This window comes from Leyella stercorea, assembly GCF_019052365.1.
Lineage (GTDB): Bacteria > Bacteroidota > Bacteroidia > Bacteroidales > Bacteroidaceae > Prevotella.
Genome location: NZ_JAHQUY010000021.1, coordinates 17,353 through 42,911, shown reverse-complemented (window position 1 = coordinate 42,911; position 25,559 = coordinate 17,353). Strand labels below are relative to the sequence as shown.

Below are 25,559 nucleotides of genomic sequence, written 5' to 3'. Positions count from 1 at the left end.
GTTAAATATCTCAAGCAGCAGGAATCCGTTTAATCCGTTCAATCCGTTGTTAAATCTCCTAAGCTGCAGGAATCCGTTTAATCCGTTCAATCCGTTGTTAAATATTCCAAGCTGCAGGAATCCGTTTAATCCGATTAATCCGTTGTTAAATATCCTAAGCAACAGGAATCCGCTAATCCAATTCTTGCTTGGTTGGTGCACTTGAGACAAGTGCACCCCCTAAAAAAATCCGTTTAATCCGTTGTTAAATATCTCAAGCAGCAGGAATCCGTTTAATCCGTTCAATCCGTTGTTAAATATCCCAAGCAGCAGGAATCCGTTTAATCCGTTCAATCCGTTGTTAAATCTCCTAAGCTGCAGGAATCCGTTTAATCCGTTCAATCCGTTGTTAAATATTCCAAGCTGCAGGAATCCGTTTAATCCGATTAATCCGTTGTTAAATATCCTAAGCAACAGGAATCCGCTAATCCAATTCTTGCTTGGTTGGTGCACTTGAGACAAGTGCACCCCCTAAAAAAATCCGTTTAATCCGTTGTTAAACATCTCAAGCAGCAGGAATCCGTTTAATCCGATTAATCCGTTGTTAAATATCCTAAGCAGCAGGAATTCGTTCAATCCGTTTCTTGCTTGGTTGGTGCACTTGAGACAAGTGCACCCCCTAAGAGTGCGTCCCCTAAAAGTGCGCCCCCTGAGAGTGCACTCCCTAAGAGGAGAATCTTGCGGCGCCAACGAAGATTATGCGCGAAAACTCGGAGAATGTGGCGGTATAAGTGTAACTTTGCAGGAGAAAAGAGAAAACGATATGGAAACACTGAAGGAAAAGACAGCGAAGGGCCTGCTCTGGGGCGGCCTGAATAGTGGCGTGCAGCAGGTGGTGGGCCTCGCGTTCGGCATCGTGCTCGGACGACTGCTCTCGCCGTCCGACTACGGCATGATGGCGATGATAAGCATCTTCTCGCTCGTGGCGACAGCGCTGCAGGACAGCGGCTTCCGCACGGCACTCACCAACCTTAAGGATCCGCGACCGGAGGACTACAACTCGGTGTTCTGGTTCAACATCATCGTGGCTACCACGCTCTACGCCGCACTCTTCCTCGCCGCACCGCTCATCGGCGACTACTATCACACGGAGCGCGTAGTGCCGCTCTGTCGCTACGCCTTCCTGAGCATCATCATCGCCTCGCTGGGCACGGCGCAGTCGGCTTACCTCTTCAAGCATCTGAAGGCGAAGCAGCAGGCAGCCGCCGGCGCCATCGCCGTCATCTCGTCGAGCCTCGTGGGTGTGGGCATGGCGTTTGCGGGCGCAGCCTACTGGTCGCTCGCCACGCAGGGACTGGTGTACGTGTCTATCAACACCTTCTTCCAGTGGCACTACTCGCCGTGGCGCCCTACGCTGCGCGGCATCTCGTTCGCGCCGGTGCGCCGCATGTTCCGCTTCTCGTGCAAGATACTCGCCACGACGATAATGACGCACGTGAACAACAACGTGCTCAACATCCTGCTGGGCCACTACTTCTCACCGCGCGACACGGGCAACTACAATCAGGCGTATCAGTGGAACACGAAGTGCTACTCGCTGGTGCAGAGCATGGTGGCGCAGGTGGCGCAGCCGGTGCTCGTGAGCCTGGGCAACGAGCCTGGGCGCCAGACCGACGTGTTCCGCAAGATGATGCGCTTCACGGCGTTCATCGCCTTCCCGCTGCTGCTGGGCTTCGGACTGGTGGCTAAGGAGTTCATCGTGCTTGCCATCGGCGAGAAATGGCTCGCCTCGGCTGCGCTGATACAGATACTGTGCGTGGCGGGCGCCACGATGCCCATCGCCACGCTGTTCTCCAACATGATTATCTCGAAGGGCCGCTCGGGCACGTTCTTCTGGTGCACGTTCTCGCTGGGCGTGGTGCAGATAGGCGTTATGATGATGCTCTGGCGTCAGGGCATCACGCGCATGGTGGAGGCTTACACGGCGCTCAACGTAGTGTGGCTCGGCGTGTGGCTCTTCTTCGTGCGCCGTCTCACGGGCTACGGCCTGCGCATGTTCCTGCGCGACGTGATGCCGTTCGCTCTTGCTGCCGCCGCCGTGATGGGCGCCGTCCATTACGCTACGCTCTCTATCAGCAACCTCTGGCTGTTGCTCGGCACGCGTTTCGTGCTCGCCATAGCGCTTTATTATGCGGTGATGAAGGTGGCAAGGGTGAAGATACTGGCGGAGTGCGAGGCATTTGTACGCCGCAAACGCGGATAGCGCAGAGTGTAATGGTGTTACAGCAATGTGGTAACGCCATTACAGCAGCGTGGTAATGCTATTACAGCAGCGTGGTAACAACATTACATCGCCGCGGTAATCGTCTCCAAGGGGGTGTCTTCAAGGGGGTGCCTTCAAGGGGGTGCACTTGTCTCAAGTGCACCAACCGAGCTACGTTAGTGCACTTCTTATTATATTAACGCACCTCATGCTACGTTGGTGCACTTGAGACAAGTGCACCCCCTGAAGATAGCACCAACAAAAAACTTGAGACAAGTGCACCCCCAGAAGATAGCACTAACAAAAAACTTGAGACAAGTGCACCCCCTAAAGATAGCACTAACAAAATAAAAGGTGCACTTGAGACAAGTGCACCCCCTTAGAGTTTATTCCATTGAAAAAGAATGTTATCGCTTGATAACCTTGTGTGTGCGTCCGTTGAACTTCACAATGTACGCACCACGCTGAACATCGCCGAGCGTTGTGCCTACGCGTGTGCCGTCGAGCGTGTAAACGCCGTCAGCAACGAGCGGTGTGTTGTTCTTAACGCTGTTGATGCCGGTAAGATTGCCCTCAGCGTCGATTTCGACGGTAGCAATCTCAGAGCAGATGGCAGCCTCGCTGTCAAGATAAGCAGCCACGACGTAATACTCCTCGCCTTTCTCCAGGTCCTGATACTCTACAGCGGCACTGCCCTGGTTGGCGTTAGCATTGAACCACTCGTTCAACTCGTCGTTAGCAAGGAAATCGTACAGCTGCGCGCTGATGCCGGTCTGCATATAGTCGAGCATGTTCATGTCCTCGCCAGTGAACTCGTCAACCATTTTTGACTTTACGATATGACCGAGGGTGTAGTAGAGGTTAGGATCGTCGGGAGTGCAAGTCACCTTCACACCTTCAGCCGTCTTCTCAGCCTCCAGCTTTATACGGTTACTGATGTGCTGCGCAGGCTTCGTGCGGAACGGCAGACGCTTGATAGCGGTAGTGTTGTTGCCGTTTTCATCAACGCCGTGATACCAAATTACATACTCGCGGTCGGGCAGCAAACCAGCCTGATATTCTGCAGCATCGCCATGGAAGCCGAACGACTGTACAACATCCTTAACATCCATCTGATAGCCTTTTGCCATCTCCTCGAACCATTTCTTGTCTTCGCTGGCGAGAGTCTCGTCGTCGTTATAGCCATTCTCTTCAAAGATTTCCTTCTCAAGATAAGACACATAATAATATGCGGTCTCGTCGGTTGTTGTCATTGTCTCGTGAACATAGCACTCGTGAATGTCGAGAGTAAGCGTCACAGGGTTTGGATTTGTTGTCTGCGCTGAAGCTGCGAGCGAGAGTGCCGCAAGCATTGAGAGCGCGAAGTAGCGTAGTTTTTCATATTGTTTTTTGTTAAAGGGTTATATACCAGTGAAAATGCGGGGTGTAGAGCCTGTTCGGAGCCGACGATTACTTCTTCGGCGCCGAACAGAAATCGCGGAAGCGGTCCATCCACTTGCCGCCAATCATGCACGCCACGCCGATAGCCACGAACGGGATGCTCAGCAGCTGTCCCATGTCGAGCGGCAGCGAAGCCTCGAACGCCTCCTGCACCTCCTTGGTGTACTCGATGAAGAAGCGTGCGGTGAAGATGTACGTCAGACAGAGTCCGAAGAAGAAGCCCGTGCCCACGCGCTGCGGCATACGGCGGTAGAAGTACCAGCCGATGAAGAACAGCAGAGCGTAGGTGATGGCCTCGTAGAGCTGTCCAGGGTGGCGCGGCATGGGGTCTACCTGCTGGAAGATGAACGCCCAGGGCACGTCGGTTATCTTGCCGATAATCTCCGAGTTCATGAGGTTGCCCAAGCGTATGAAGCACGCCGTGAGCGGCGTAGCGATGGCTATGTTGTCGAGCACCTGCCAGATGTTCATCTTCGTGCGGCGCACGTAGACGAACAGAGCGAGCATCAAGCCCAGCGTACCGCCGTGCGAGGCAAGTCCGCGATAGCCCGTGAAGCGCCATCCGCCGTCAGGCAGGAAGTCGATGGGCAGGAATATCTCCACGAAGTGTTTCCACGACGAGAGGAAGAAGTCGGGCTGGTAGAAGAGGCAATGGCCAAGACGTGCTCCGGCGAGTATGCCGATGAAGCAGTAGATGAAGAGCGGGTCGAACAGCTCGGGCTTCACCTTCTGCTCCTTGTACAGACGCTGCACGCAGAGGTAAGCCAGCGCAAGACCCACGAGCCAGCAGAGCGAGTACCAGTGGAACTCAAGAGGGCCGAGCTTGAAGGCTGTAGCGCTCGGATCCCATATTATATATAAAAAATGTGCCATTTTTTATTGTGGTGAGATGGTGAGATGGTGAGGTGGTGAGATTGGTGTTGAGGGGTTGAGATGGTGAGGTGGTGAGATTGGTGTGAAGTTTATGGCTTCCATTGGGAGTTGTCCCCATTCTTTATTATTGAGAATCTCAAAGAATAAAGAAGACGGGCGATGACCTCCACCTGCTTACTAACAGCATGTTGTTCTTCGTAGCTAACGTATCCCAATTCGGCGGATATTTCTATCTGACACTCTACCTCCATCAAAGAGCCGTAGGCTATGTCAATGAAATGGATTTTCTCTTTAGAAGAAGCTCTTCCAAACCCTTCTGCTATATTTGAAGGTACAGAGATTACGGCTCTACGCAACTGATTGCAGAGAGCGTATTCCTCTTCTTTGGGGAACTTTTTCAACAAGAAGTATATATACTTCACCAATTCCTTGGAGTAGTTGTATACGTCCAATTTCTTAAAATAGAAATAATTCATAGGCTATATATTATAGTATAGACTATATATTATAGTATAGTAATGTCAACACATCACCACCACAACACCTCAACCTCAATGTCTAATGCGCCAGCATTAGACATTGAAACGGAAGTGCATGATGTCGCCGTCCTGCACTACATAATCCTTGCCCTCGATAGAGAGCTTGCCAGCCTCGCGCACTGCAGCCTCAGAACCGTACTGCATGTAGTCGTCGTACTTGATTACCTCGGCACGGATGAAGCCCTTCTCGAAGTCGGTGTGGATGACGCCGGCACACTGCGGAGCCTTCCAGCCCTTGTGGTATGTCCACGCCTTCACCTCCATCTCGCCGGCGGTGATGAATGTCTGCAGGTTGAGCAGGTTGTAAGCCTTCTTGATGAGACGGTTCACGCCGCTCTCCTCAAGGCCCAGCTCCTCAAGGAACATCTGCTTGTCCTCGTAAGTCTCGAGCGACGCGATGTCCTCCTCGGTCTTCGCAGCGATGACGAGCATCTCCGCGCCCTCGTTCTTTGCTATCTCCGCAATCTGCTCCGAATACTTGTTGCCGCTCTTTGCCGACGCCTCGTCTACGTTGCACACGTAGAGCACGGGCTTGGCGGTGAGCAGGAAGAGGTCGTGAGCGTAGCGCTGCTCCTCCTTCGACTCGAACTCTACGCAGCGTGCGTTCTGTCCCTTCTCAAGCACCTCCTTGTAAGCCTCAAGCACAGACACGGCTACCTTGGCGTCCTTGTTGTTGCCAATGGATGCTATCTTCGACTGCTTCTGCAGCTGCGACTCTACGGTCTCGAGGTCCTTCAGCTGCAGCTCGGTGTCGATAACCTCCTTGTCCTCAACCGGGTTGACTACGGCGCCACCCTCGCGCACGATGTTGTCGTCGTCGAAGCAGCGCAGCACGTGGATGATGGCGTCGGTCTCGCGGATGTTGCCGAGGAACTTGTTGCCCAAGCCCTCGCCCTTAGACGCACCCTTCACGAGTCCGGCGATGTCTACAATCTCGCAAGTTGCGGGCACGATGCGACCCGGGTGAACTATCTCGGCAAGCTTCGTGAGGCGTTCGTCGGGAACGGTGATGACGCCCACGTTAGGCTCGATTGTACAGAAAGGGAAGTTGGCTGCCTGCGCCTTAGCGTTAGAGAGGCAGTTGAAAAGAGTGGACTTGCCCACGTTAGGGAGTCCTACGATACCACATTTTAATGACATTGTTATTGTTGTTTGTTATTATTTTATTGATGTTGTAATGTTGAGGTGTTGAGGTGTTGAGATATGCGGGTGAGCGGTCAGCTCCTTACTCCTCCGAATAGAGCACCTGTATAAGCGTCTGACCGACAGCCTTCATCACGTTGGGGTCGATATTGTCCATCGTGTCGTTGACGGTGTGCCATGTCGGACCGAACGAACTCTGCTGACAGTCGGGGAAGCAGGGTATGATGTCGATGCAGGCGATGCCAGCCTTCTCGTTCACCGGCACATGGTCGTCGGTGACCATCGCGCCGTCCTTCATCGGGAAGAACGAGCCGTAGCCTATCTGTGCCGCTGTGCGCCACACCTTGTTCACAATCTCTGAAGCGTACTGCTTCGACACGCCCTCCTGGTAGAACTTGGAGCCTTGTCCGCCCACCATGTCGAGCAGTATGCCGTAGCGTGCCTCGTAGCCTTCGGGCAGGTGCTCAGCCCAATACTGCGCACCGAGCGCCCATGTGTCGGCGTCGTCAGCCTGGTCTGCCCACTGCGGTGTGCCCCAGTCTTCGGCGTCGAAGCACACGAAGTCGACACCTATCTGCAGCGTCGTGTCGCTCTGCAGGGCGCGAGCCAACTCGAGCATCACAGCCACGCCACTCGCTCCGTCGTTGGCAGCCATCACCGGACGGCGCCAGTTGGTAGAATCGGGGTCGTTGTCAGCCCACGGACGACTGTCCCAGTGGGCGCAGAGCAGTATGCGTGTGGTCTGTTCGGGGCGGAAGCGCGCTATGATGTTGCGCGAGCGCAGCATCGTGCCGTCCCATCCCTTCAGCTCGGCGTCCTGAGCCTCAACGCTCATGCCGAACTCGCGGAACTTCTGCATTATCCACTCGCCGCAGCGGTCGTGAGCCGCAGAGTTCATGACGCGCGGACCAAACTCGCACTGCTTTGCGGCGAACATGTACGCCGAGTCGGCGCGGAACGTAGGACCTACGAGCGCCACGGTGTCGGGCTCGGCGGCTGTCTTCGATGCGTTCTTGCACGATGCGCACGAACATGCTATCGACACTATTGCAACCAGTGAAAGCACTGAAAATAAAATTTGTTTCATTGTTTATCCAAATAATTCAAAATTGAACATTACGCATTAGCCTTCGCCTCGTATGCCAATGCGTACATGCGTATCTGCTTCACCATAGCGAGCAGTCCGTTGGAGCGTGTCGGCGAGAGGTGGTCCTTCAGACCGATGCGCTCGATGAAGTAGAGGTCGGCGTCGAGAATCTCGCGCGGCGTATGTCCGCTGATAACCTGAATGAGCAGCGCTATGATGCCCTTCACGATGAGAGCATCGCTGTCGGCGGTGAAGACGAGACGACCGTCGTCGGTCATATCGCACTGCACCCACACACGGCTCTGGCAGCCGTCGATGAGGTTCTGCTCGGTTTTATACTTCTCGTCGAGCGGCTCAAGGTCGCCGCCGAGGTCTATGAGTAACTGGTATTTGTCCATCCAGTCGGTGAAGTCCTGAAACTGTTCAATGACTTCGTCCTGTGCTTCGTTTATTGTCATGATTGTTGTTTTTATGGTGTTATGTTGAGGTGGTGATTTTATGTTGCTATGGTGAGGTGTTGAGATGTTGAGATTTGCTGGTGAGATGGTGTTAGGGGTTGTTATGGTGAGATGTGAGAGTGTACAAATGTCAACACATCAACATTCAACATCTCAACTTCATATGTCAACATCTCAACACATCACCACCTCAACATCATTTCTCAACACATCAACATCATATCTCAACATCTCAACACATCAACATCTCGACTTCAAGATTGCGCCTGCGCAGGAACAATCTTGAACAGTTTGTCGCTTGGTCTGATCTTCGCCGGCACGCGGAACGACACGTGCTGACCCTTATGCGCCGTCTCCACCGGCTTCAGGTCGTAGCGTATCTCGTCTACGTCTACATACATCACGCCCGTTGTCGGACCGGTGATGAGCAACTTGTCGCCAACCGAGAACTCCATCGCCTCGCACGTGAACTCAGCCACGCCGATGTTAGAGAAATACTTCACGCCGCGACCCACGTACACCTTCTTCTCCGTAGCGTTCGATCCGTAGTTGCTGTTCCACTCGCCCAAAGTCTGACCCTGATAGTAGCCGTCCCAAAAGCCGCGGTTGAAGACCGTAGCGAGCGTTGCGTCCCACTCGTCCTTCTTCTCGTCGGTGAACGTGCCGTCGAGCACAGCCGCAATAGCCTGCTTGTAGCAGCGCACCACGTTGTAGACGTACTCTGCGCCGCGAGCGCGACCCTCTATCTTGAAGACGCGTACGCCCGAACGCATCATGCGGTCGATGAAGCGGATGGTCTTGAGGTCCTTCGGCGACATGATATACTTGTTGTCAATCTCGAGCTGGTTGCCAGTCTCGTTGTCGGTGACGGTGTACGAACGACGGCATATCTGCATGCACTCGCCGCGGTTGGCAGAGCGTCCGGTGTTGGCAAGACTCATGTAGCACTTGCCACTCACAGCCATGCACAACGCACCGTGGCAGAACATCTCGATGCGCACCAGCTCGCCCTTCGGTCCGCAGATGTGCTGCTTCTCTATCTGCTCGAAGATGTAAGCCACCTGGTCCATGTTCAGCTCGCGCGCCAAGACAACAACGTCGGCAAACTGAGCGTAGAACTTCAGAGCCTCGGCGTTGCTGATGTTGAGCTGCGTAGAGAGGTGAACCTCTACGCCCACCTGACGGCAGTAGCTCATAACAGCCACGTCGGAAGCTATCACCGCAGAGATGTTAGCCTCCTTCGCCGCGTCGATGATCTGGTGCATCAGCTCCACATCCTCGTCGTAGATGATGGTGTTTACGGTGAGATAGCTCTTCATGCTGTGCTCTGTGCAGATGGCTGCTATCTCATGCAGGTCCTCAATAGTGAAATGGTTGGCAGAATGTGAGCGCATGTTCAGCTGCTCCACACCGAAGTAGATGCTGTCGGCGCCTGCCTGAATGGCTGCCTGAAGGCTCTCACGCGAACCTACCGGCGCCATTATCTCATAATCGTGTATGTTTGTATTGATCATATTCTTTGTTTTCTGAGGGAGAAAGAGGGGCGGAACGGCAAACATCTGAACATCATTTGTCACCATCCGGACATCATTTGTCACCATCTCACCATCTCAACACCTCACCCCTTTATATTAATAAGGTGCAAAGTTACTAAAAATCGGCCTAACACGTGTTTAAAAACAATATTTAACAGTAAAAGTAGCCACTTGAATTGTTATTTCCAGAACAACCCATACTTTTGCAGCAGATTAAGACACAGAAAACAACATTGCGGAGTCCATCTCAAGGGGGTGCAGCTGTCTCAGCTGCACCAACAAAACAGTTGGCACTTCCTAAATGATTGGTGCACTTGAGACAAGTGCACCCCCTAAGACAACACAAAAAAACAATATATATAGTTACTTGATTCTTACTAACTTTAATTATCTAAAACACATGGAAAACACAAAGAAGGTTGCCGCAAATGCGGCAACCGCTTTTAACGCAACTAACGAGTATGCAACACTTTACGACCTGCGCCTGTCGAAGCACTTCACGCTGCGCAGCCTCGCGCTTTCGGGCGCCGTGATACGCCACCGCATCGCCAACGTGCCTACGACTGAGGAGACGGAGCGTCTGCGTGCGCTGTGCGAGAACGTGCTCGAACCGCTAAGGCGCCGCTTCGGCGTGATACGCGTCGTGAACGGATACCATTCGGAAGAGCTCTGCCGACTTACGGGCAGCGACAACACATCGCAGCACCGCCTCGGCGAGGAGGCTGACATACACGTATCGAGCATGGAGGTGGCGCAGAAGATGCACGACTTTATAAAGGCGAACCTCGCCTACGACCAGCTTCGACTCGAAGCGAAGCCGAAAACCTGCACGATAATACTACACGTGAGCTATAAAGCGGTGAGGGGTTGAGATGGTGAGGGGCTGACCACACGCTTCGGCAGTTCGTTCAGCACGCGCTCCACAGTGTCGGCAATGGTTATCGGGTCGATGGCGTTCATGCAGGCATGGTCGCCACGCATACACGGAACATTGCCGAACACGCTGCACGGACGGCACGGCATGTCAACCTGCACCACGTCGCCCATGCGATGGTTCCAGCCAAGGAAGCCGGCAAACGGATGCGTAGCGCCCCATACACTCACAATGCGTATGCCGGTGAGCGCAGCCAAGTGCATGTTGACGCTGTCCATGCAGAGCATCACGTCGAGATGGCTCATCACTATCAGCTCCTGCTGCAGCGTACCGAGAAGCACAGACGCATTCACACACTCCTTATATCGTGCGCACCATGTGTCGAGCACTTTCTGCTCAGCCTCGGTGCGCCCGAAAAGCAGTACACGGCACGACGGATGGCGGCGTATCAGCTCTGCCACAACCTGCTCCATCTTCTCCGGCGGATAGACTTTCTCCTTGTAAATGGCAAACGGCGCCACGCCTATCCACTGCTGGAATATCTTCTTCTCGCCTATCTGCTCGGGCACAAGGCGCAGGTTGCCGCCCGTGGGCGGGAATATGGAATGAAAATCGACCTTCACAGGATAGCCCAAGCGCGAGAGCACGTCGGTATAATTCTCGAAAGCCGTAGGCAACTGGCGCAGCTGCTTGTCCTTCTGCGCCGTCAGCTTGCGGCGTTCGGACACATGACGGTCTATATGCTCCACACGGAAGCGGCTCAGGTTGAAGCGGATGCGCAGATAGCGCGACGAAAGAATATTGTGCATGTCGGCAATAGCCGTGAAGTTCTTCGCAATAAGTCGGCGGTAGAGGGCGTTAAGCCCTGTCACACCCCTGTATTCACCCTGCAAATCGGCACCCATAAAGCCCACATTCGGAGCCAGCCCCTCGAAGAAAGGACGAGCGAAAGGGCGACTCAGCACAGTGATGCGCAAGTCGGGATATTGGCGTGCGAGCGAACTGACCACAGGCACAAGCATAGCTACCTCGCCTTGGGCAGAAAATCGTATAATCAGGAGGTGGTCGGTTTTCATTGTAATATATTTAACGAACAAGTTGGCGGGTGAAGAATATCCACTCGCTATTTTTGTTTAGGTTCACGCAGCCTGTAACGCGGCTAACACTGCAAAAATAGTGGAAATAGCGCAAACAGCCAAAGATTTGCGGTGATATTTTACATTTTTATACGCCTGTACCTATAAATCATGAATATATACACAGACAAAACATAGATAAGTACGCAAACAAAACATTAATAAGTAAGCAAAAAGAGCTATCGTAATAATTAAAAAAAGTGATTTTTACACAATTATGTATTTGAAATCAAATATAAGTAGTAAATTTGCAAGACTTTAGCCCCTAAGCATTGATACATTATTAAAAAAACAAATACAACTTATGGACAAACTTAGTTACGCTTTGGGCCTTGGCATAGGCCGCCAGCTCTCACAGATGGGAGCCGAGAACCTTAACATCGACGACTTCGCTCAGGCTATCAAGGACATGCTTGAGGGCAAGGAGCCGCAGGTGGCTGATCAGGAGGCTCAGACGATTGTTACAGAATTTTTCCAGCAGCAGGAGGCTAAGCAGCGCGCAGCCGCAGCCGAGAAGTATAAGGAGAACAAGGACAAGGGCGAGGCTTGGCTCGCAGACAAGGCTCTTGAGGAGGGCGTAGTATCGCTGCCTTCAGGTCTTATGTATCAGGTGCTCAACGAGGGCAACGGCAAGAAGCCGACCGCTGAGGACACCGTAGAGTGCCACTACGAGGGTCGCCTCATCGACGGCACAGTATTCGACAGCAGCTACAAGCGCGGCGAGTCGGCTACATTCCCGTTGAACGGCGTTATCGCAGGCTGGACAGAGGGCGTGCAGCTCATGTCTGAGGGCGCAAAGTACCGCTTCTTCATACCTTACCAGCTGGCATACGGCGAGCGCGGCGCAGGCGCAGCTATCCCGCCGTTCGCAGCATTGGTGTTCGACGTAGAGCTTATCAAGGTTCTCTAAAGAAACAACTAAAAAACAACAATAACACAAACAATGAAAAAGTTTTCAATCGTAGCCGCTTTGGCTATTGCCATTTCTGGCATCTTCGCTTCTTGCGGAAACTCTCCCGCAAAGGCAAATCTTAAGAACGACGTAGACACACTGAGCTACGCTATCGGTATGGCTCAGACCCAGGGTCTGAAGCAGTATCTGTTGCAGATGGACATCGACACCACCTATATCGACGAATTCGTAAAGGGTCTGAACGACGGTGCTAACGCTGGCGACAACAAGAAGAAAGCCGCTTACTACATGGGTGTACAGATCGGTCAGCAGATCTCTAACCGCATGGTTAAGGGCATCAACCACGAGATCTTCGGCGACGACTCTACAAAGACTATCTCTCTGAAGAACTTCATGGCAGGCTTCGTTCAGGGCGTACACGGCAAGGGCATCATGACAATGGAGCAGGCTGGCCAGGTAGCTCAGCAGAAGATGATGGCTATCAAGTCTAAGTACATGGAGCAGAAGTACGGCGCGCTGAAGAAGCAGGGCGAGGAGTGGATGGCTGCCAACGCTAAGAAGGCAGGCGTGAAGACTCTTCCCTCAGGCGTACAGTACAAGGTTATCAAGGAGGGCAACGGCGCTATGCCGAAGGACACCTCACTCGTAAAGGTACACTACGAGGGCAAGCTCATCAACGGCAAGGTGTTCGACAGCAGCTACAAGAACAACCAGCCTATCACTCTGCGTGCTAACCAGGTAATCAAGGGTTGGACAGAGGCTCTCGTACACATGCCGGCAGGCTCTGTATGGGAAGTATACATCCCGCAGGAACTCGCTTACGGCGACCGCGAGCAGGGCGAGATCAAGCCTTACTCTCCGCTGGTGTTCAAGATTGAGCTTATCAGCGTTAACGGAAAGTAATCAGGTTGAGAAGTAAACAAAAAGACAAGTAGACGAGTTGATGAGTAGACGGTAACGCCTGCCCACTCGTCTACTTTATCCTTTAAACCAATAAATAAAAATGAGAAAGATATTGACACTGGCGATGGTTGCTCTGCTCTCTGCAACCTTCACCAACGCTTCTGCAAAGGACAACAAGGAATGCAAGAAGGCGAAGACAGAGTGCAGCAAGGCTGACAAGAAGAGCAAGAAGAACAAGAAGGAGTGCAAGAAGGGTGCTGCAGGCTGCTGCAAGGCTCCGGTGGCGCTCCTGAGCATGTCCGACTCGCTGAGCTACGCTGCCGGCATGACCTACACCACCGGTCTGATGGAGTACGTAGGCAAGCAGTACGGCGTCGACTCTACATCTATGGACGCGTTCGTAGCTGGTCTGCGCGAGGGTATCAAGCGCTCTAACGACAAGCAGTTCATGGCTCACAGCGCCGGCGTGCAGATTGCACAGATGCTCGAGACACGCATGTATCCGGGCGTTGCTAACGAGGTGAAGAACACTCAGTGGATTCTCGACAGCATCAACTTCAACCGCGGCTTCATCGACGCCGTTGTCAACGACACTACCGAGATGAAGGCTGCTGACGCAAAGAAGTTCTTCGAGAACACAATGACCACAGAGAAGCGCCGTCAGGAGGATGCCTACAAGAAGGAGAACACCGACTGGCTCGCTGCCAACGCCAAGAAGGAAGGCGTAGTTACGCTGCCTTCAGGCCTGCAGTACAAGGTGCTCACAGCCGGAACCGGCGAGGTGGCTACTAAGGACGACAACGTAACCGTACGCTACGAGGGCAAGACCATCGACGGCAACGTGTTCGACAGCAGCTACAAGCGCAATCCTGACACATCTACTTTCCGCCCAGACCAGGTTATCAAGGGCTGGACAGAGGCTCTCACCTCTATGCCTGCAGGCAGCACATGGATGCTCTACATCCCGCAGGAACTGGCTTACGGTTCGCGCGCAGCAGGTCAGATTAAGCCCTACTCTACTCTTATATTCAAGGTAGAGCTCGTGAAGATCGACCGCAAGCAGCAGCCGGCTGAGGCAAAGAAGGAGGAGAAGAAGACTCCGGCTAAGAAGACCGCTGCAAAGAAGAGCAGAAAGAAGTAAAACAATATTCTGTTGACTCGGTTGAGTCAACAGAATAAATTGAGAGTTGAGAATTTAGAGTTGAGAGTTATAATATGTTTTGCAACTTTCAAGAGCTGCTAATGAACTATCAAGGTAATCATAACTCTCAATTCTCAACTCTCAATTCTCAACTAAGTAAACTCTCAATTCTCAACTAATAACCCTAAACAATATGCTTGAAGAAGACATTCGCAAACAAATCATTGCCCTTATCAATCGCGAGGTAGTGCCAGCCGTCGGCTGCACCGAGCCGATGTGCGTGTCGCTCTGCGTGGCTCGCGCTACGGAGCTGTTGGGCTGCCGCCCTGAGAAAATCACGGCGCTGCTGTCTGCCAACATCCTTAAGAACGCCATGGGCGTGGGCATACCAGGCACGGGCATGATCGGACTGCCTATTGCCATCGCTCTCGGAGCCATCATCGGCAAGTCGGAATATCAACTGGAGGTGATAAAAGACCTCACGCCAGACTCGCTCGAGGAGGGCAAGCAGTATATCGACGCCGACCATATCTCCATACAGCTCAAGAGCGGCATCACCGAGAAGCTGTACGTAGAGATCACCTGCGAGGCCGACGGCCATAAGGCTACAGCCGTAATCGCCACGTCGCACACCCACTTCGTATACCTGAAGAAGGACGGCGAGGTGCTGCTCGACGAGCGCCACCACAAGGCGGGCGAGGCAGAGAACAACGACATACGCCTGAACATGCGACTTGTCTACGACTTCGCTATGACAACGCCAGAGGACGACCTGCGCTTCATTCTGAAGACACGCGACTACAACTTCCGTATCGCGGAGGAGTCGAAGAAGCACAACTACGGTCACTGTTTGGGCAAGACTATCGACCGCCCACTGAGCCACGGCATCTTCGGCAACTCTATCTTCTCGCATATTATCTCTAAGACAGCATCGGCTTGCGACGCTCGCATGGGCGGCGCGATGATTCCGGTGATGAGCAACTCGGGTTCGGGCAACCAAGGCATCTGCGCCACCAACCCAGTGGCTGTGTACGCCGAGGAGAACGAGAACACCGAGGAGGAACTCATTCGCGCACTAACGCTGAGCCACCTCACAGCCATCTACATCAAGCAGAACCTCGGCAAGCTGTCGGCTCTCTGCGGCTGCGTAGTGGCAAGCATCGGCTCGAGCTGCGGCATCACCTACCTCATGGGCGGCAACTACGAGCACATCTGCTGGTCGGTGAAGAACATGATTGCCAACATCACGGGCATGATATGCGACGGAGCGAAGCCGAGCTGCGCGCTGAAGATTTCGTCGGGCGTGTCTACAGCGCTGCTCTCTGCGCTGCTCTCGATGGAAGGCAAGTGCGTGAGCTCAGTAGAGGGCATCATCGACAACGATGTAGACCGCTCTATACGCAACCTAACAAGCATCGGCGCCGAAGCCATGAACCGCACAGACGAGATGGTGCTCGACATCATGACGCACAAGAGCTGTTAAAATCAGGGGGTGCAGCGGTCCCCGCTGCACCCCCTTTTAAGACAATTCTATTGCCAAGCAACACTTTTTTCCTGTTTTTCTTCTCCACTTGAAAAAAATAATGTACCTTTGCACTCGCAAAAAGCGCTTCATGCGGCAATAGCTCAGTTGGTAGAGCACAACCTTGCCAAGGTTGGGGTCGCGGGTTCAAGTCCCGTTTGCCGCTCTTTTCAAATAGTTTGATTGTTTTTGTTAGGACAGGTAGCAGAAATGCTGCCGTTTTTTATTAAGACATCAAACGAAACGACACAGGTCGCCGCAATGGTGGAATTGGTAGACACGAGGGACTTAAAATCCCTTGGCCAGTAATGGCTGTGCGGGTTCGAGTCCCGCTCGCGGCACATTTTCTCAATTTATATTCTGAAAATTGATAATTTATATTCTTTATTAATCAAACCTACATCTTATTATATTATAAATCACAGATTAGTTTATTATATATTACAGAGTAGGTCATTATAAATTACATCCCAGAACTATAGATTAAAAAAAACATTCACAACGATATGACTTATTCAGAAATATGGCATCGTATAGCCACATCATACGAAGACGGCGAGGCTCGTGCCATTGCGCGCATCCTCATCGAGGAGTTGTTCGGCTTATCGTACACCGACATCGTCTGCGGTGCCACCGACCAGTTGTCAGCCGACGACACGCTGCGTCTTGACACCGCCGTCAGACGCATCGAGCAGGGCGAACCGCTGCAGCACGTGCTGGGCTATGCCGACTTCTGCGGCAACCGCTTCGGCGTGAACGCCTCGGTGCTTATACCGCGCCCCGAAACGGAATGGCTTGTGGACGAGGGCGAGAGGCTGATGAACGGCGCCTCCAACGCTGCACCATCTGCCCCAAAGCGCATCCTCGACATCGGAACGGGCAGCGGCTGCATCGCCATCAGCCTAAAGCTGCGCCTCGGCGAGGCGTATGTGGAGGCGTGGGACATCTCTGAGGAGGCGCTGCACACGGCGGAAAGCAACGCGAAGGCGCTGAAGGCGGAGGTGGCGTTCTGCAAGAGGGACGCGCTGAGGGCTGAGGAGAGCTGTTCTAGGGAGACTAGGGAGGCTAGCTTTTCTAGTAAGCCTAGTATTCCTAGCAAACCTAACGCCCCATGGGACCTGATAGTAAGCAACCCGCCGTATATCTGCGACTCGGAGCGCGCCGACATGGACGACAACGTGCTGCTGCACGAGCCACACACGGCGCTCTTCGTGCCCGACGACGACCCGCTGCGCTTCTACCGCGCCATAGCCCGCTACGCACTGCGCTCGCTGAGCAACGGCGGAAGCCTGCTCTTCGAATGCAACACGAGGTATGCGGAGGCGACGGGCGAGATGATGCGAGAGATGGGCTTCGAGGACGTAACGGTGAACGACGACTGCTTCGGACTGCCAAGGTTCGTGAAGGGAAGCAGCCCCTCCCAATAGACCCCACAACAGCCCCTCCCAACCCTCCCCGTCGGGGAGGGCTTAGTTACCCAAGATGAAACAAACTTTAGGAGGCTACGGCATTCCTGCCGTAGCCATTGGCGACTGAAATAAAAAAAATATTACAACCTTATGCTATGGCTACGGCAGGAATGCCGTAGCCTCCTACCCAAGGCTTAGAAAGGCTTAAGAAGGCTTAGTTCGGCTTAATAACAAAAAAAATGCTACAAAAGAAGAAACCCATAACCGAGCAGGAGGCGCTGCAGAAGCTGTCGGCGCTCTGCGCCCGTGCGGAGCACTCGTCGGGCGAGATGCTCGAGAAGATGCGCCGCTGGCAACTATCGGAGGACGCACGCGAGCGAGTGCTCGACCGACTGATAGACGAGAAGTTCGTTGACGACGAGCGGTTCGCCCGACTCTTCGTGCGCGAGAAGATACGCTTCGACCGATGGGGACGCCGCAAGATAGAGCAGGCGCTCTATCAGAAGGGTGTGGCGAGCGATATAAGCCGCCGCGTGCTCGACGAGGTGGACGACGAGGCGTATGTGGCTGAGCTGAAAAAGCTCATCGCCGCAAAGCGACGCTCGGTGCAGGCTGAGAGCGACTACGAGATGCGCGCAAAGCTGACGAAATACGCCTTGGGGCGCGGATTCGACTATAACGTCATACGCCAGTGCATAGACGGCGCCGACGAACTGCTTGACCAGTAGCAGATGCTGCTATCTTCAAGGGGGTGCACTTGTCTCAAGTGCAACAACGTAGCAAGAGACATATCAACATTGCTCGGCTGGTGCACTTGAGACAAGTGCACCCCCTTGAAGGCAGTCTTAGCCGGAGACCTCCGCTACTAAAGGGTGTGAGAAAAAAGTGTGGGGCGATTAAACCAAGCACACGGAGATACGTCTTATATAACATGAAACACTTAGCACTATTTTTGATGCTCTTCCTCTGCACAGCGGCGGGATGGGCGCAAGGACTTGTGAAAGGAAAAGTCCTTGATAAGCGCAACTCAGAACCACTTAGTTTTGTTAACGTGAAGGTTTCGCAGACTGCCACCGGCAAGTTTGTTAGCGGCGGCATGACAGACGCCGTAGGCAACTTCAATATTCAGGGACTCGCCAACGACCGCTATACTCTGGAACTTACGTTCGTGGGCTACAAGACCGAGACACGCAAGTTCGAGATAACAGCCTCGAACACCAATCAGCACTACAATATTATATATATGTCTGAGGACGCGAAGATGCTGAAGGGTGTCACCGTCACCGGACAGCGCTCAGCTATGAAACTCGAGGTAGACCGCAAGACGTTCGACGTGGCGCAGCTCATCGGCAACGCCGGACAGTCGGCGTCCGAAGTGCTCGACAACATACCTTCCGTTGAGGTAGACAACGACGGCAACGTGTCGCTGCGCGGCAACTCGTCGGTGGAGGTGTGGATAAACGGCAAGGCGTCGGGTCTCACCACCGACAACCGTGCGCAGATTCTGCAGCAGCTGCCTGCCGAGAGCATCGAGAGCATCGAGGTGATTGACAACCCGTCGGCGAAGTTCTCAGCCGAAGGCTCTGCCGGCATCATCAACATCGTGCTGAAGAAAGACCGCAAGGCGGGCTACTACGGTTCGCTGCAGGCAGGTGCCAACACTAAGGGCGGCGCCAACAGCAGTTTCAACATCAACTACAACAGCAGTCTCTTGGACGCATACGCCAACATCGGCTACCGCCACCGCCAGAACACGGGCTACACCGAGAGCACGCAGACCTCCAACACCTACAACCAGAGCTACAAAGCCGACAACGACAACTGGGGCAACAACCTCTTCACACGCGCCGGACTGACGCTGCACGCCTCGAAGAAGGACGACCTGAGCCTGAGCGGAATGCTTATGAAGGGCGAACGCAAGTCGAAGAGCTTCACACCGTACAGATACACCGCCGTGGCTGACGGACTCAGCAACTATCTCATGGACCGACTCACCCGCTCGAGCAGCGACATGAACATGTTCTACACCGAGTTCAACTACCGCCACACGTTCAGCAAGCGCCACCTGCTCGACTTCACCGTCGACTTCAGCCGCTGGAAGTCGGACGGCGACAACTTCTACCGCGACTCGACGGTTTGGGAGGACAACGACGTGCACGCTTACGACTACCAGTACCGCCCACAACACATCAACAACCGCCGTTGGGAGGTGAAGCTCGACTACGAGAACCAGATTACGAAGGACATGAAGGTGGAGGCTGGATACCAGGCTAACTTCTCGCACGAGAACACCCCGCAGGAGTCGTACGTCGACAACACATCGTGGGAAGGCACTGCGGCTACCGAGGACAAGCTCTACTACAACCGCTTCATCTACGACATGGATCTGCACGCCCTCTACGCCTCGCTCAACTACAAGCTGGGCAACTTCGGCGTGATGGCAGGTCTGCGCGGCGAATACTGGAAGGTGAACACCGAGAGCTACACATGGGAGCAGGAGCACGACCCGTCTCTGCGCCAGAAGCCGTTCAAGAAAGACTACTTCCAGCTCTTCCCGTCGCTCTTCCTCTCTTATCAGATAACCGAGTCGCAGCAGCTGCAGCTCAACTACACACGCCGTCTGCGCCGTCCGTGGGGCGGAGAGCTCAACTCGTTCCGCGACACACGCGACGCTACCACCGTGTCGTTCGGTAACCCCGAGCTGACACCAGAGTACAGCCACTCGTTCTCGCTCAACTATCTGAAGACATGGCGCGACCACTCGCTGCTTGTCAGCGCCTACTACCGTCCTACTACCGACGTCATACAGCGCATCAGCTACAAGAACTCGGAGGACGGACTCTTCTACTCTACCTCGATGAACGTGGCGAAGAGCCAGTCGTCGGGTCTGGAGCTGACACTTAAGAACAAGTTCTTCCGCATACTCGACCTCACCACCTCCGCCAACGCCTACTACTACAAGCTCGACGGATTCGCCTACCCCATCGACGGACAGATAGTGAGAGGCGCTGCCGACGACAAGTTTACATGGAACGCCCGCATGACAGCCAGCCTCATCTTGCCCTACGACATCTCCGTGCAGGCGACCGGACGCTACGAGGCACGCCAGGTCATCACGCAGGGCTACCGCAAGCCGTCGTACAGCGTAGACTTCGGCGCACGCAAGAACTTCTTCAACAAGCTCATCACCGTGGCAGTCAACTGCCGCGACTTGCTCAACTCGCGCCAGTGGGAGACATTCACCAGCGGCGACAACTTCACACGCCACCAGATAAACAAACGAGGCGGACGCCGCTTCAATTTCACCGTGACGTGGAACTTCGGCAACATGAAGCAGAAGCACCGTCAGCAGACCAAGCGTAACGACGGTAGCAGCCAGATGCAGCAGATGGACTACAACGGCACGGGAGAAGAATAATTGGTTGAAAAGCATGAAGGTATAGTTCTTTTTTGTACCTTTGTGCTTGAATACAACGATTACAAATAAAATTTAGATATTTATGAAAAAGATTAAGTTTATCATGGCAGCAGTGATGCTGCTCATCGGTGCTACAACAATGCAGGCACAGAGCCTCGGCGACATCCTCGGCGGTATCGGCAAGGCTATCATCGGCGACAAGGCTACAACAGAAGAAGGCATCAAGGGCACATGGCAATACACGGGTCCGGCGTGCGAGTTCGAGAGCGACAACCTTCTGGCTAAAGCCGGCGGAACAGCTGCTGCAGCAAAGATCGAGAGCAAGCTGTCGCCCATCATGAAGAAGTACGTGCCAGGCATCGTATACACCTTCGACGGCAAGGGCAACTACACCACAAAGATCAAGAAGCAGACCATACACGGCACATACACTTTCAACAGCAAGGAGAAGACCATCACCTTCAAGCCTAAATTCGGCAAGGAGTACACCGCTCACGTAAGCGTGCAGGGCAAAGAGATGACGCTCGTCTTCAACGCCGACAAGCTGATGACCATCCTCAAAGGCATCTCTAACACAACAGCCACACAGAGCACCACAGCAGCTACCATCAACGCGCTGCTCAAGAAGTACAACGGCATGCGTCTCGGCTTTAAGCTGAAGAAGTAAAAAGATGTTGAGGTGTTGTTGTGTTGAGGTGTTGAGAAAAGTTGAGATGGTGTTGTGTTGATGGGTTGACAATAGCACAAATCTCAACACATCAACACAACAACACAACAACAACACAGCAACACAACATCATGGATTATACTCAGATAAAGCGCCGCTACATGCGCTTTCTGCGCCTCGAGCGCAACTACACACAGAACACTATCGATGCCTACTCACACGACATCGACTATCTTATAAACTTCCTCAATGGCGAGCACCTCGCCATTGAGGAAGTGCGTCTTTCACACTTGGAGCAATTCGCCACCATACTGCACGAATTCGGCGTAGCGCCAAGCAGTCAGGCACGCATACTATGCGGTGTGCGTTCCTTTTTCCGCTTTCTTTTACTCGACGGCACGCTTAAAGACGACCCGTCGGAGCTTCTTGAGTCGCCAACGCTCGGCGAACACCTTCCACAAGTGCTTTCTACAGAAGAGATAGACCGCATGGAGCAGTCTATCGACCTCTCCAAACCCGAGGGACAGCGCAACCGTGCCATTATCGAAATGCTTTTCTCCTGCGGACTGCGCGTCTCCGAACTCGTAAACCTTAAGTTCAGCGACGTTTTCGCCGCAGACGGCTACCTGCGCATCACGGGCAAGGGCAACAAGCAACGCCTCGTGCCCATATCTGCCAACGCCCTGCACGAACTGCAACTGTGGCTCTACGACCGCAACCTCATGAACATCAAACCCGGCGAAGACGAATACGTGTTCCTCAACCGCAGAGGAGCACACCTCACGCGCACCATGATACTGATAATGATAAAGAACACGGCGCGCGACGCCGGCATCACGAAGACCGTGTCGCCCCACACACTCAGACACTCGTTCGCCACGGCGCTGCTGCAAGGCGGAGCCAATCTGAGAGCCATCCAGGAGATGCTCGGACACGAAAACATATCGACGACGCAGATATATACCCACATTGACATAACCACTCTGCGCGACGAAATACTCAACCATCACCCACGAAATATGAGAAAAGCAAGCGAAGACGACCAAAAATGATGCTTATTTCTTAAAAATCATAAACATTTGACACAAGGAGCGGAAAAATAAACTACTTTTGCATACTGTACGAACAGATAATTACATCAACTAAAAATAATAATTTATGAAACTAAGAAAACTGATGGTTGCAGTCTTCGCATTCTTTGCAGGACTTGCTCAGGCACAGCAGATGCCGCCCATTCCGGCTGACCCCGACGTAGTTGTCGGTAAGTTGGACAATGGTTTGACCTACTACATCCGCCACAACAACTGGCCGGAGAATCGTGCCGACTTCTACATCGCACAGAAGGTGGGCGCTATCCAGGAGGAGGAGTCGCAGCGCGGTCTCGCTCACTTCCTCGAGCACATGTGCTTCAACGGCACAAAGCACTTCCCTGGCAATGGAGTGATTCGCTACTGCGAAAGCATCGGCGTACAGTTCGGTCGCGATCTTAACGCTTACACCTCAATCGACCAGACTGTATACAACATCTCTAACGTACCTACCGACCGTCAGTCGGCTCTCGACTCTTGCTTGCTCATCCTGAGCGACTGGTCGAACGCCCTCACACTCGACCCGAAAGAGATTGACGAGGAGCGTGGCGTAATCCACGAGGAGTGGCGTCTGCGCACATCGGCTTCAAGCCGCATGTTCGAGCGCAACCTGCCGAAGCTCTACCCGGGCTCTAAGTACGGCGTGCGCTATCCTATCGGTCTGATGTCTGTCATCGACAACTTCAAGCCGAAAGAGCTGCGCGACTACTACGAGAAGTGGTATCACCCTACAAACCAGGCTATCATCGTTGTGGGTAACGTAGACGTTAAGCACACTGAGGCCAAGATTAAGGAGCTCTTCGGTTCGTTCAAGAACCCGGCTAACCCCGCTCCTATCGTAGACGAGCAGGTGCCAGACAACGCTGAGCCTATCGTTATCATCGACAAGGACAAGGAGCAGCAGACCAACAGCGTAGAGCTTATGATCAAGCACGACGTGTTCCCGGCTTCTGAGAAGGGCAACCTCAGCTTCCTTATCTACAACTACGCTAAGCAGGCTGCCATGACTATGCTCAACAACCGCTTGAAGGAGAAGGCTCTCGATCCGGAGTGCCCGTACGTAGGCGCTTACGCTAACGACGGCACATTCATCTTCGCAAAGACTAAGGACGCCTTCAACCTCTCGGCTTCTCCGAAGGAGCTCGGCAAGACAGCTGCCGCTCTGAAGGCTGCTTACACAGAGGCTCTGCGCGCCGCTCGCTTCGGCTTCACAGCTACAGAGTATGCACGCTTCCAGGAGGACTACAAGAGCGCACTCGAGAAGGAATACAGCAACAAGGACAAGCGTCGCAACGGCCAGCTCTACCGCGACCTCGTAGACAACTTCCTTGAGGGCGACCCGATGCCGTCTATCGACTTCGAGTATCAGGCTATGAGCCAGATCGTACCGGCTATGCCTGTTGAGGTGGCTAACCAGATGATGGCTGAGTTCGTGCCGGCTAACGACTCGAACCTCATCGTGCTCTCGTTCCTGAACGAGGCTGAGGGCAACGTTTACCCGACTGAGGCTGAGCTGCTCGGCGCTATCAAGGACGCACGCGCTCAGAAGATTGAGGCTTACGTAGACAACGTGAAGAACGAACCGCTCATCACTACCATGCCGAAGGCTGGCAAGGTGAAGAAGGAAGTGAAGAACGAGAAGCTCGGCTACACCACGCTCACACTCTCTAACGGCGTTGTCGTAAACCTCAAGAAGACCGACTACAAGAAGGACCAGGTGCTCCTCAGCGGCCGCGGCTTGGGTGGTTCTACTCTCTACGGTGCCAAGGACTTCGCCAACCTCCAGCTCTTCGACAACGTTATCGGCTACAGCGGTCTCGGCGCATTCTCTTCTACAGAGCTGCAGAAGGCTCTCGCAGGCAAGATTGCCAACGCAGACCTCACACTCGGACAGCTCTCTACAAACGTTTCGGGCAACTCTACCCCGAAGGACGTTGAGACAATGCTCCAGATGGTATACCTCTACTTCACAAACATCAACAAGGACCAGAAGTCGTTCGACAACCTCATGCAGCAGCTCGAGGTATCGCTGAAGAACCGCGAGATCGATCCTGACGTAGCGTTCAGCGACTCTATCTCGGCTACCATCTACGGCCACAACCAGCGCGTCGCTCCGCTCACAACAGAGCGCCTTAAGGAGGTAAGCTACGACCGCATCCTCCAGATTGCTAAGGAGCGCACAGCTTCTGCTCAGGGATGGGTGTTCAACATCGTGGGCAACTACGACGAGGCTACTATCCGTCCGCTCATCTGCCAGTATCTCGGCGCTCTGCCTGCTAAGGCAAAGGCCGTTAAGAGCAAGCGCGAGCTCACTCCGGTGAAGGGCGTTGTAGACAACACATTCAAGCGCAAGCAGGAGACTCCGAAGGCCAACTCTGTAATGCTCTGGTTCAACGACCAGCTGCCTTACACTCTGAAGAACGCCCTCTGCTGCGACATCGCAGGTCAGGTGCTCTCTATGGAATACCTCGACAAGATTCGCGAGAAAGAAAGTGCAGCTTACTCTGTAGGTGCTTACGCAAGCGCTGACCTCGGTGCCGACAACTACCGCATGTTCCAGATCTTCGCTCAGTGCCCGATGAAGCCTGAGAAGAAGGACGTGGCTATCCGCATCCTCAACGAGGAGATGAAGAATATCGAGAATACTTGCGACGCTGCCAAGTTCCAGAAGTGCAAGGAGTACATGGTTAAGCAGAACGGCGACCGCGTGAAGACCAACGGCTTCTGGCTCGGCGTCATCAGCGACAACTATCTCTACAACTTCGACGGCTACACCGACTATGCCAAGACTCTTGAGGCTCTCACAGCCCAGGACATCTGCAACTTCATGAAGGAGTTCAACAAGGCTGGCAACCATATCACAGTTACAATGTTGCCGGAGTAGTGATCCGTCACAAGCTTAGAAAGCATTAAGACACAATAGGAAAAGCATTGTTTGCCCGTTCAAGGCGAACAATGCTTTTTTTGTTGTTAGTTACCACGCTACTGTAACATCATTACCGCATAGGGGTAACATCGTTACAGCTATGCGGTAACACCGTTACCACGCTGCCGTAACAATATAATCAATCACTAAACAACCTTAAAAATGCGGCTATTAATCAATAAATTGCATAATTATAATGTGAAATAGCGCTGAAATTGAAGATTTCTGATTAAATTTGCAGCTAA

21 protein-coding genes and 2 tRNA genes are annotated in these 25,559 nt (G+C 53.3%); 14 read left to right on the top strand and 9 right to left on the bottom strand.

Annotation, left to right across the window (positions count from 1 at the left end; translation table 11 throughout):
* Positions 1 to 219: 219 nt before the first annotated feature.
* A complete protein-coding gene (locus KTQ90_RS05690) occupies positions 220 to 453 on the bottom strand; it encodes a hypothetical protein (RefSeq protein ID WP_217317545.1) in 234 nt (77 codons plus the stop codon).
* A 349-nt stretch (positions 454 to 802) separates the two neighbouring features.
* Between KTQ90_RS05690 and KTQ90_RS05685 the strand changes: the two genes are divergently transcribed.
* Complete coding sequence (locus KTQ90_RS05685) at positions 803 to 2,242, top strand: lipopolysaccharide biosynthesis protein (protein WP_217317544.1); 1,440 nt, start codon at positions 803 to 805, stop codon at positions 2,240 to 2,242.
* Between the two features lie 407 nt (positions 2,243 to 2,649).
* On the opposite strand, the gene KTQ90_RS05680 is transcribed toward KTQ90_RS05685, so the two are convergent.
* The 7 genes from KTQ90_RS05680 to KTQ90_RS05650 all read right to left on the bottom strand — a co-directional run bounded on the left by KTQ90_RS05680 (position 2,650) and on the right by KTQ90_RS05650 (position 9,296).
* Positions 2,650 to 3,594, bottom strand: coding sequence for a hypothetical protein (locus KTQ90_RS05680; RefSeq protein ID WP_217317543.1), 945 nt, complete (start codon positions 3,592 to 3,594; stop codon positions 2,650 to 2,652).
* A gap of 97 nt (positions 3,595 to 3,691) precedes the next feature.
* A complete protein-coding gene (gene lgt / locus KTQ90_RS05675) occupies positions 3,692 to 4,555 on the bottom strand; it encodes a prolipoprotein diacylglyceryl transferase (protein WP_217317542.1) in 864 nt (287 codons plus the stop codon).
* Positions 4,556 to 4,644: 89 nt separating this feature from the next.
* Entirely contained in the window at positions 4,645 to 5,031 is a 387-nt protein-coding gene (locus KTQ90_RS05670) for a four helix bundle protein (RefSeq protein ID WP_007900780.1), read from the bottom strand.
* A 96-nt stretch (positions 5,032 to 5,127) separates the two neighbouring features.
* Complete coding sequence (gene ychF / locus KTQ90_RS05665; protein ID WP_022158772.1) at positions 5,128 to 6,234, bottom strand: redox-regulated ATPase YchF; 1,107 nt, start codon at positions 6,232 to 6,234, stop codon at positions 5,128 to 5,130.
* An 85-nt stretch (positions 6,235 to 6,319) separates the two neighbouring features.
* Positions 6,320 to 7,324: a M28 family peptidase gene (locus tag KTQ90_RS05660; protein ID WP_217317541.1), complete on the bottom strand. Its 1,005-nt coding sequence runs from the start codon at positions 7,322 to 7,324 to the stop codon at positions 6,320 to 6,322.
* Between the two features lie 29 nt (positions 7,325 to 7,353).
* Positions 7,354 to 7,782, bottom strand: coding sequence for a SufE family protein (locus KTQ90_RS05655; RefSeq protein WP_022158774.1), 429 nt, complete (start codon positions 7,780 to 7,782; stop codon positions 7,354 to 7,356).
* Between the two features lie 254 nt (positions 7,783 to 8,036).
* Positions 8,037 to 9,296, bottom strand: a complete 1,260-nt coding sequence (locus KTQ90_RS05650) for a peptidase U32 family protein (protein ID WP_217317540.1) — start codon at positions 9,294 to 9,296, stop codon at positions 8,037 to 8,039.
* A 421-nt stretch (positions 9,297 to 9,717) separates the two neighbouring features.
* Between KTQ90_RS05650 and KTQ90_RS05645 the strand changes: the two genes are divergently transcribed.
* Positions 9,718 to 10,188 (top strand): D-Ala-D-Ala carboxypeptidase family metallohydrolase, encoded by a 471-nt coding sequence (locus KTQ90_RS05645; protein ID WP_217317539.1) that lies wholly within the window; start codon positions 9,718 to 9,720, stop codon positions 10,186 to 10,188.
* On the opposite strand, the gene KTQ90_RS05640 is transcribed toward KTQ90_RS05645, so the two are convergent.
* Positions 10,167 to 11,267 carry a glycosyltransferase family 9 protein gene (locus KTQ90_RS05640; RefSeq protein WP_217317538.1) on the bottom strand — a complete coding sequence of 367 codons (1,101 nt, stop codon included), beginning with the start codon at positions 11,265 to 11,267 and terminating at the stop codon, positions 10,167 to 10,169. The two genes, KTQ90_RS05645 and KTQ90_RS05640, sit on opposite strands and share 22 nt — an antisense overlap.
* Positions 11,268 to 11,631: 364 nt before the next feature.
* On the opposite strand from KTQ90_RS05640, the gene KTQ90_RS05635 reads away from it, so the two are divergent.
* The 12 genes from KTQ90_RS05635 to KTQ90_RS05580 all read left to right on the top strand — a co-directional run bounded on the left by KTQ90_RS05635 (position 11,632) and on the right by KTQ90_RS05580 (position 25,272).
* The gene (locus tag KTQ90_RS05635; RefSeq protein WP_217317537.1) at positions 11,632 to 12,237 is read left to right on the top strand and encodes a BamJ family beta-barrel-assembly machinery protein; all 606 of its coding nucleotides are present in this window, start codon (positions 11,632 to 11,634) and stop codon (positions 12,235 to 12,237) included.
* A gap of 33 nt (positions 12,238 to 12,270) precedes the next feature.
* Positions 12,271 to 13,143, top strand: a complete 873-nt coding sequence (locus KTQ90_RS05630; RefSeq protein ID WP_217317536.1) for a BamJ family beta-barrel-assembly machinery protein — start codon at positions 12,271 to 12,273, stop codon at positions 13,141 to 13,143.
* A gap of 100 nt (positions 13,144 to 13,243) precedes the next feature.
* Positions 13,244 to 14,284 carry a BamJ family beta-barrel-assembly machinery protein gene (locus tag KTQ90_RS05625; RefSeq protein WP_217317535.1) on the top strand — a complete coding sequence of 347 codons (1,041 nt, stop codon included), beginning with the start codon at positions 13,244 to 13,246 and terminating at the stop codon, positions 14,282 to 14,284.
* 193 nt (positions 14,285 to 14,477) lie between these two features.
* On the top strand, positions 14,478 to 15,767 hold the full coding sequence (locus KTQ90_RS05620; protein WP_217317534.1) for an L-cysteine desulfidase family protein: 1,290 nt from the start codon (positions 14,478 to 14,480) through the stop codon (positions 15,765 to 15,767).
* Between the two features lie 132 nt (positions 15,768 to 15,899).
* Positions 15,900 to 15,972, top strand: a tRNA-Gly gene (locus KTQ90_RS05615).
* Positions 15,973 to 16,061: 89 nt separating this feature from the next.
* Positions 16,062 to 16,147, top strand: a tRNA-Leu gene (locus KTQ90_RS05610).
* A 165-nt stretch (positions 16,148 to 16,312) separates the two neighbouring features.
* The gene (gene prmC / locus KTQ90_RS05605) at positions 16,313 to 17,233 is read left to right on the top strand and encodes a peptide chain release factor N(5)-glutamine methyltransferase (RefSeq protein ID WP_217317533.1); all 921 of its coding nucleotides are present in this window, start codon (positions 16,313 to 16,315) and stop codon (positions 17,231 to 17,233) included.
* A gap of 221 nt (positions 17,234 to 17,454) precedes the next feature.
* The gene (locus KTQ90_RS05600) at positions 17,455 to 17,943 is read left to right on the top strand and encodes a regulatory protein RecX (RefSeq protein ID WP_217317532.1); all 489 of its coding nucleotides are present in this window, start codon (positions 17,455 to 17,457) and stop codon (positions 17,941 to 17,943) included.
* Positions 17,944 to 18,146: 203 nt separating this feature from the next.
* A complete protein-coding gene (locus KTQ90_RS05595) occupies positions 18,147 to 20,633 on the top strand; it encodes a TonB-dependent receptor (RefSeq protein ID WP_217317531.1) in 2,487 nt (828 codons plus the stop codon).
* Positions 20,634 to 20,715: 82 nt separating this feature from the next.
* A complete protein-coding gene (locus KTQ90_RS05590; protein ID WP_217317530.1) occupies positions 20,716 to 21,300 on the top strand; it encodes a lipocalin-like domain-containing protein in 585 nt (194 codons plus the stop codon).
* A 131-nt stretch (positions 21,301 to 21,431) separates the two neighbouring features.
* On the top strand, positions 21,432 to 22,352 hold the full coding sequence (xerA, locus tag KTQ90_RS05585; RefSeq protein ID WP_022157734.1) for a site-specific tyrosine recombinase/integron integrase: 921 nt from the start codon (positions 21,432 to 21,434) through the stop codon (positions 22,350 to 22,352).
* Between the two features lie 106 nt (positions 22,353 to 22,458).
* Entirely contained in the window at positions 22,459 to 25,272 is a 2,814-nt protein-coding gene (locus KTQ90_RS05580) for a M16 family metallopeptidase (RefSeq protein WP_217317529.1), read from the top strand.
* Positions 25,273 to 25,559 lie beyond the last annotated feature (287 nt).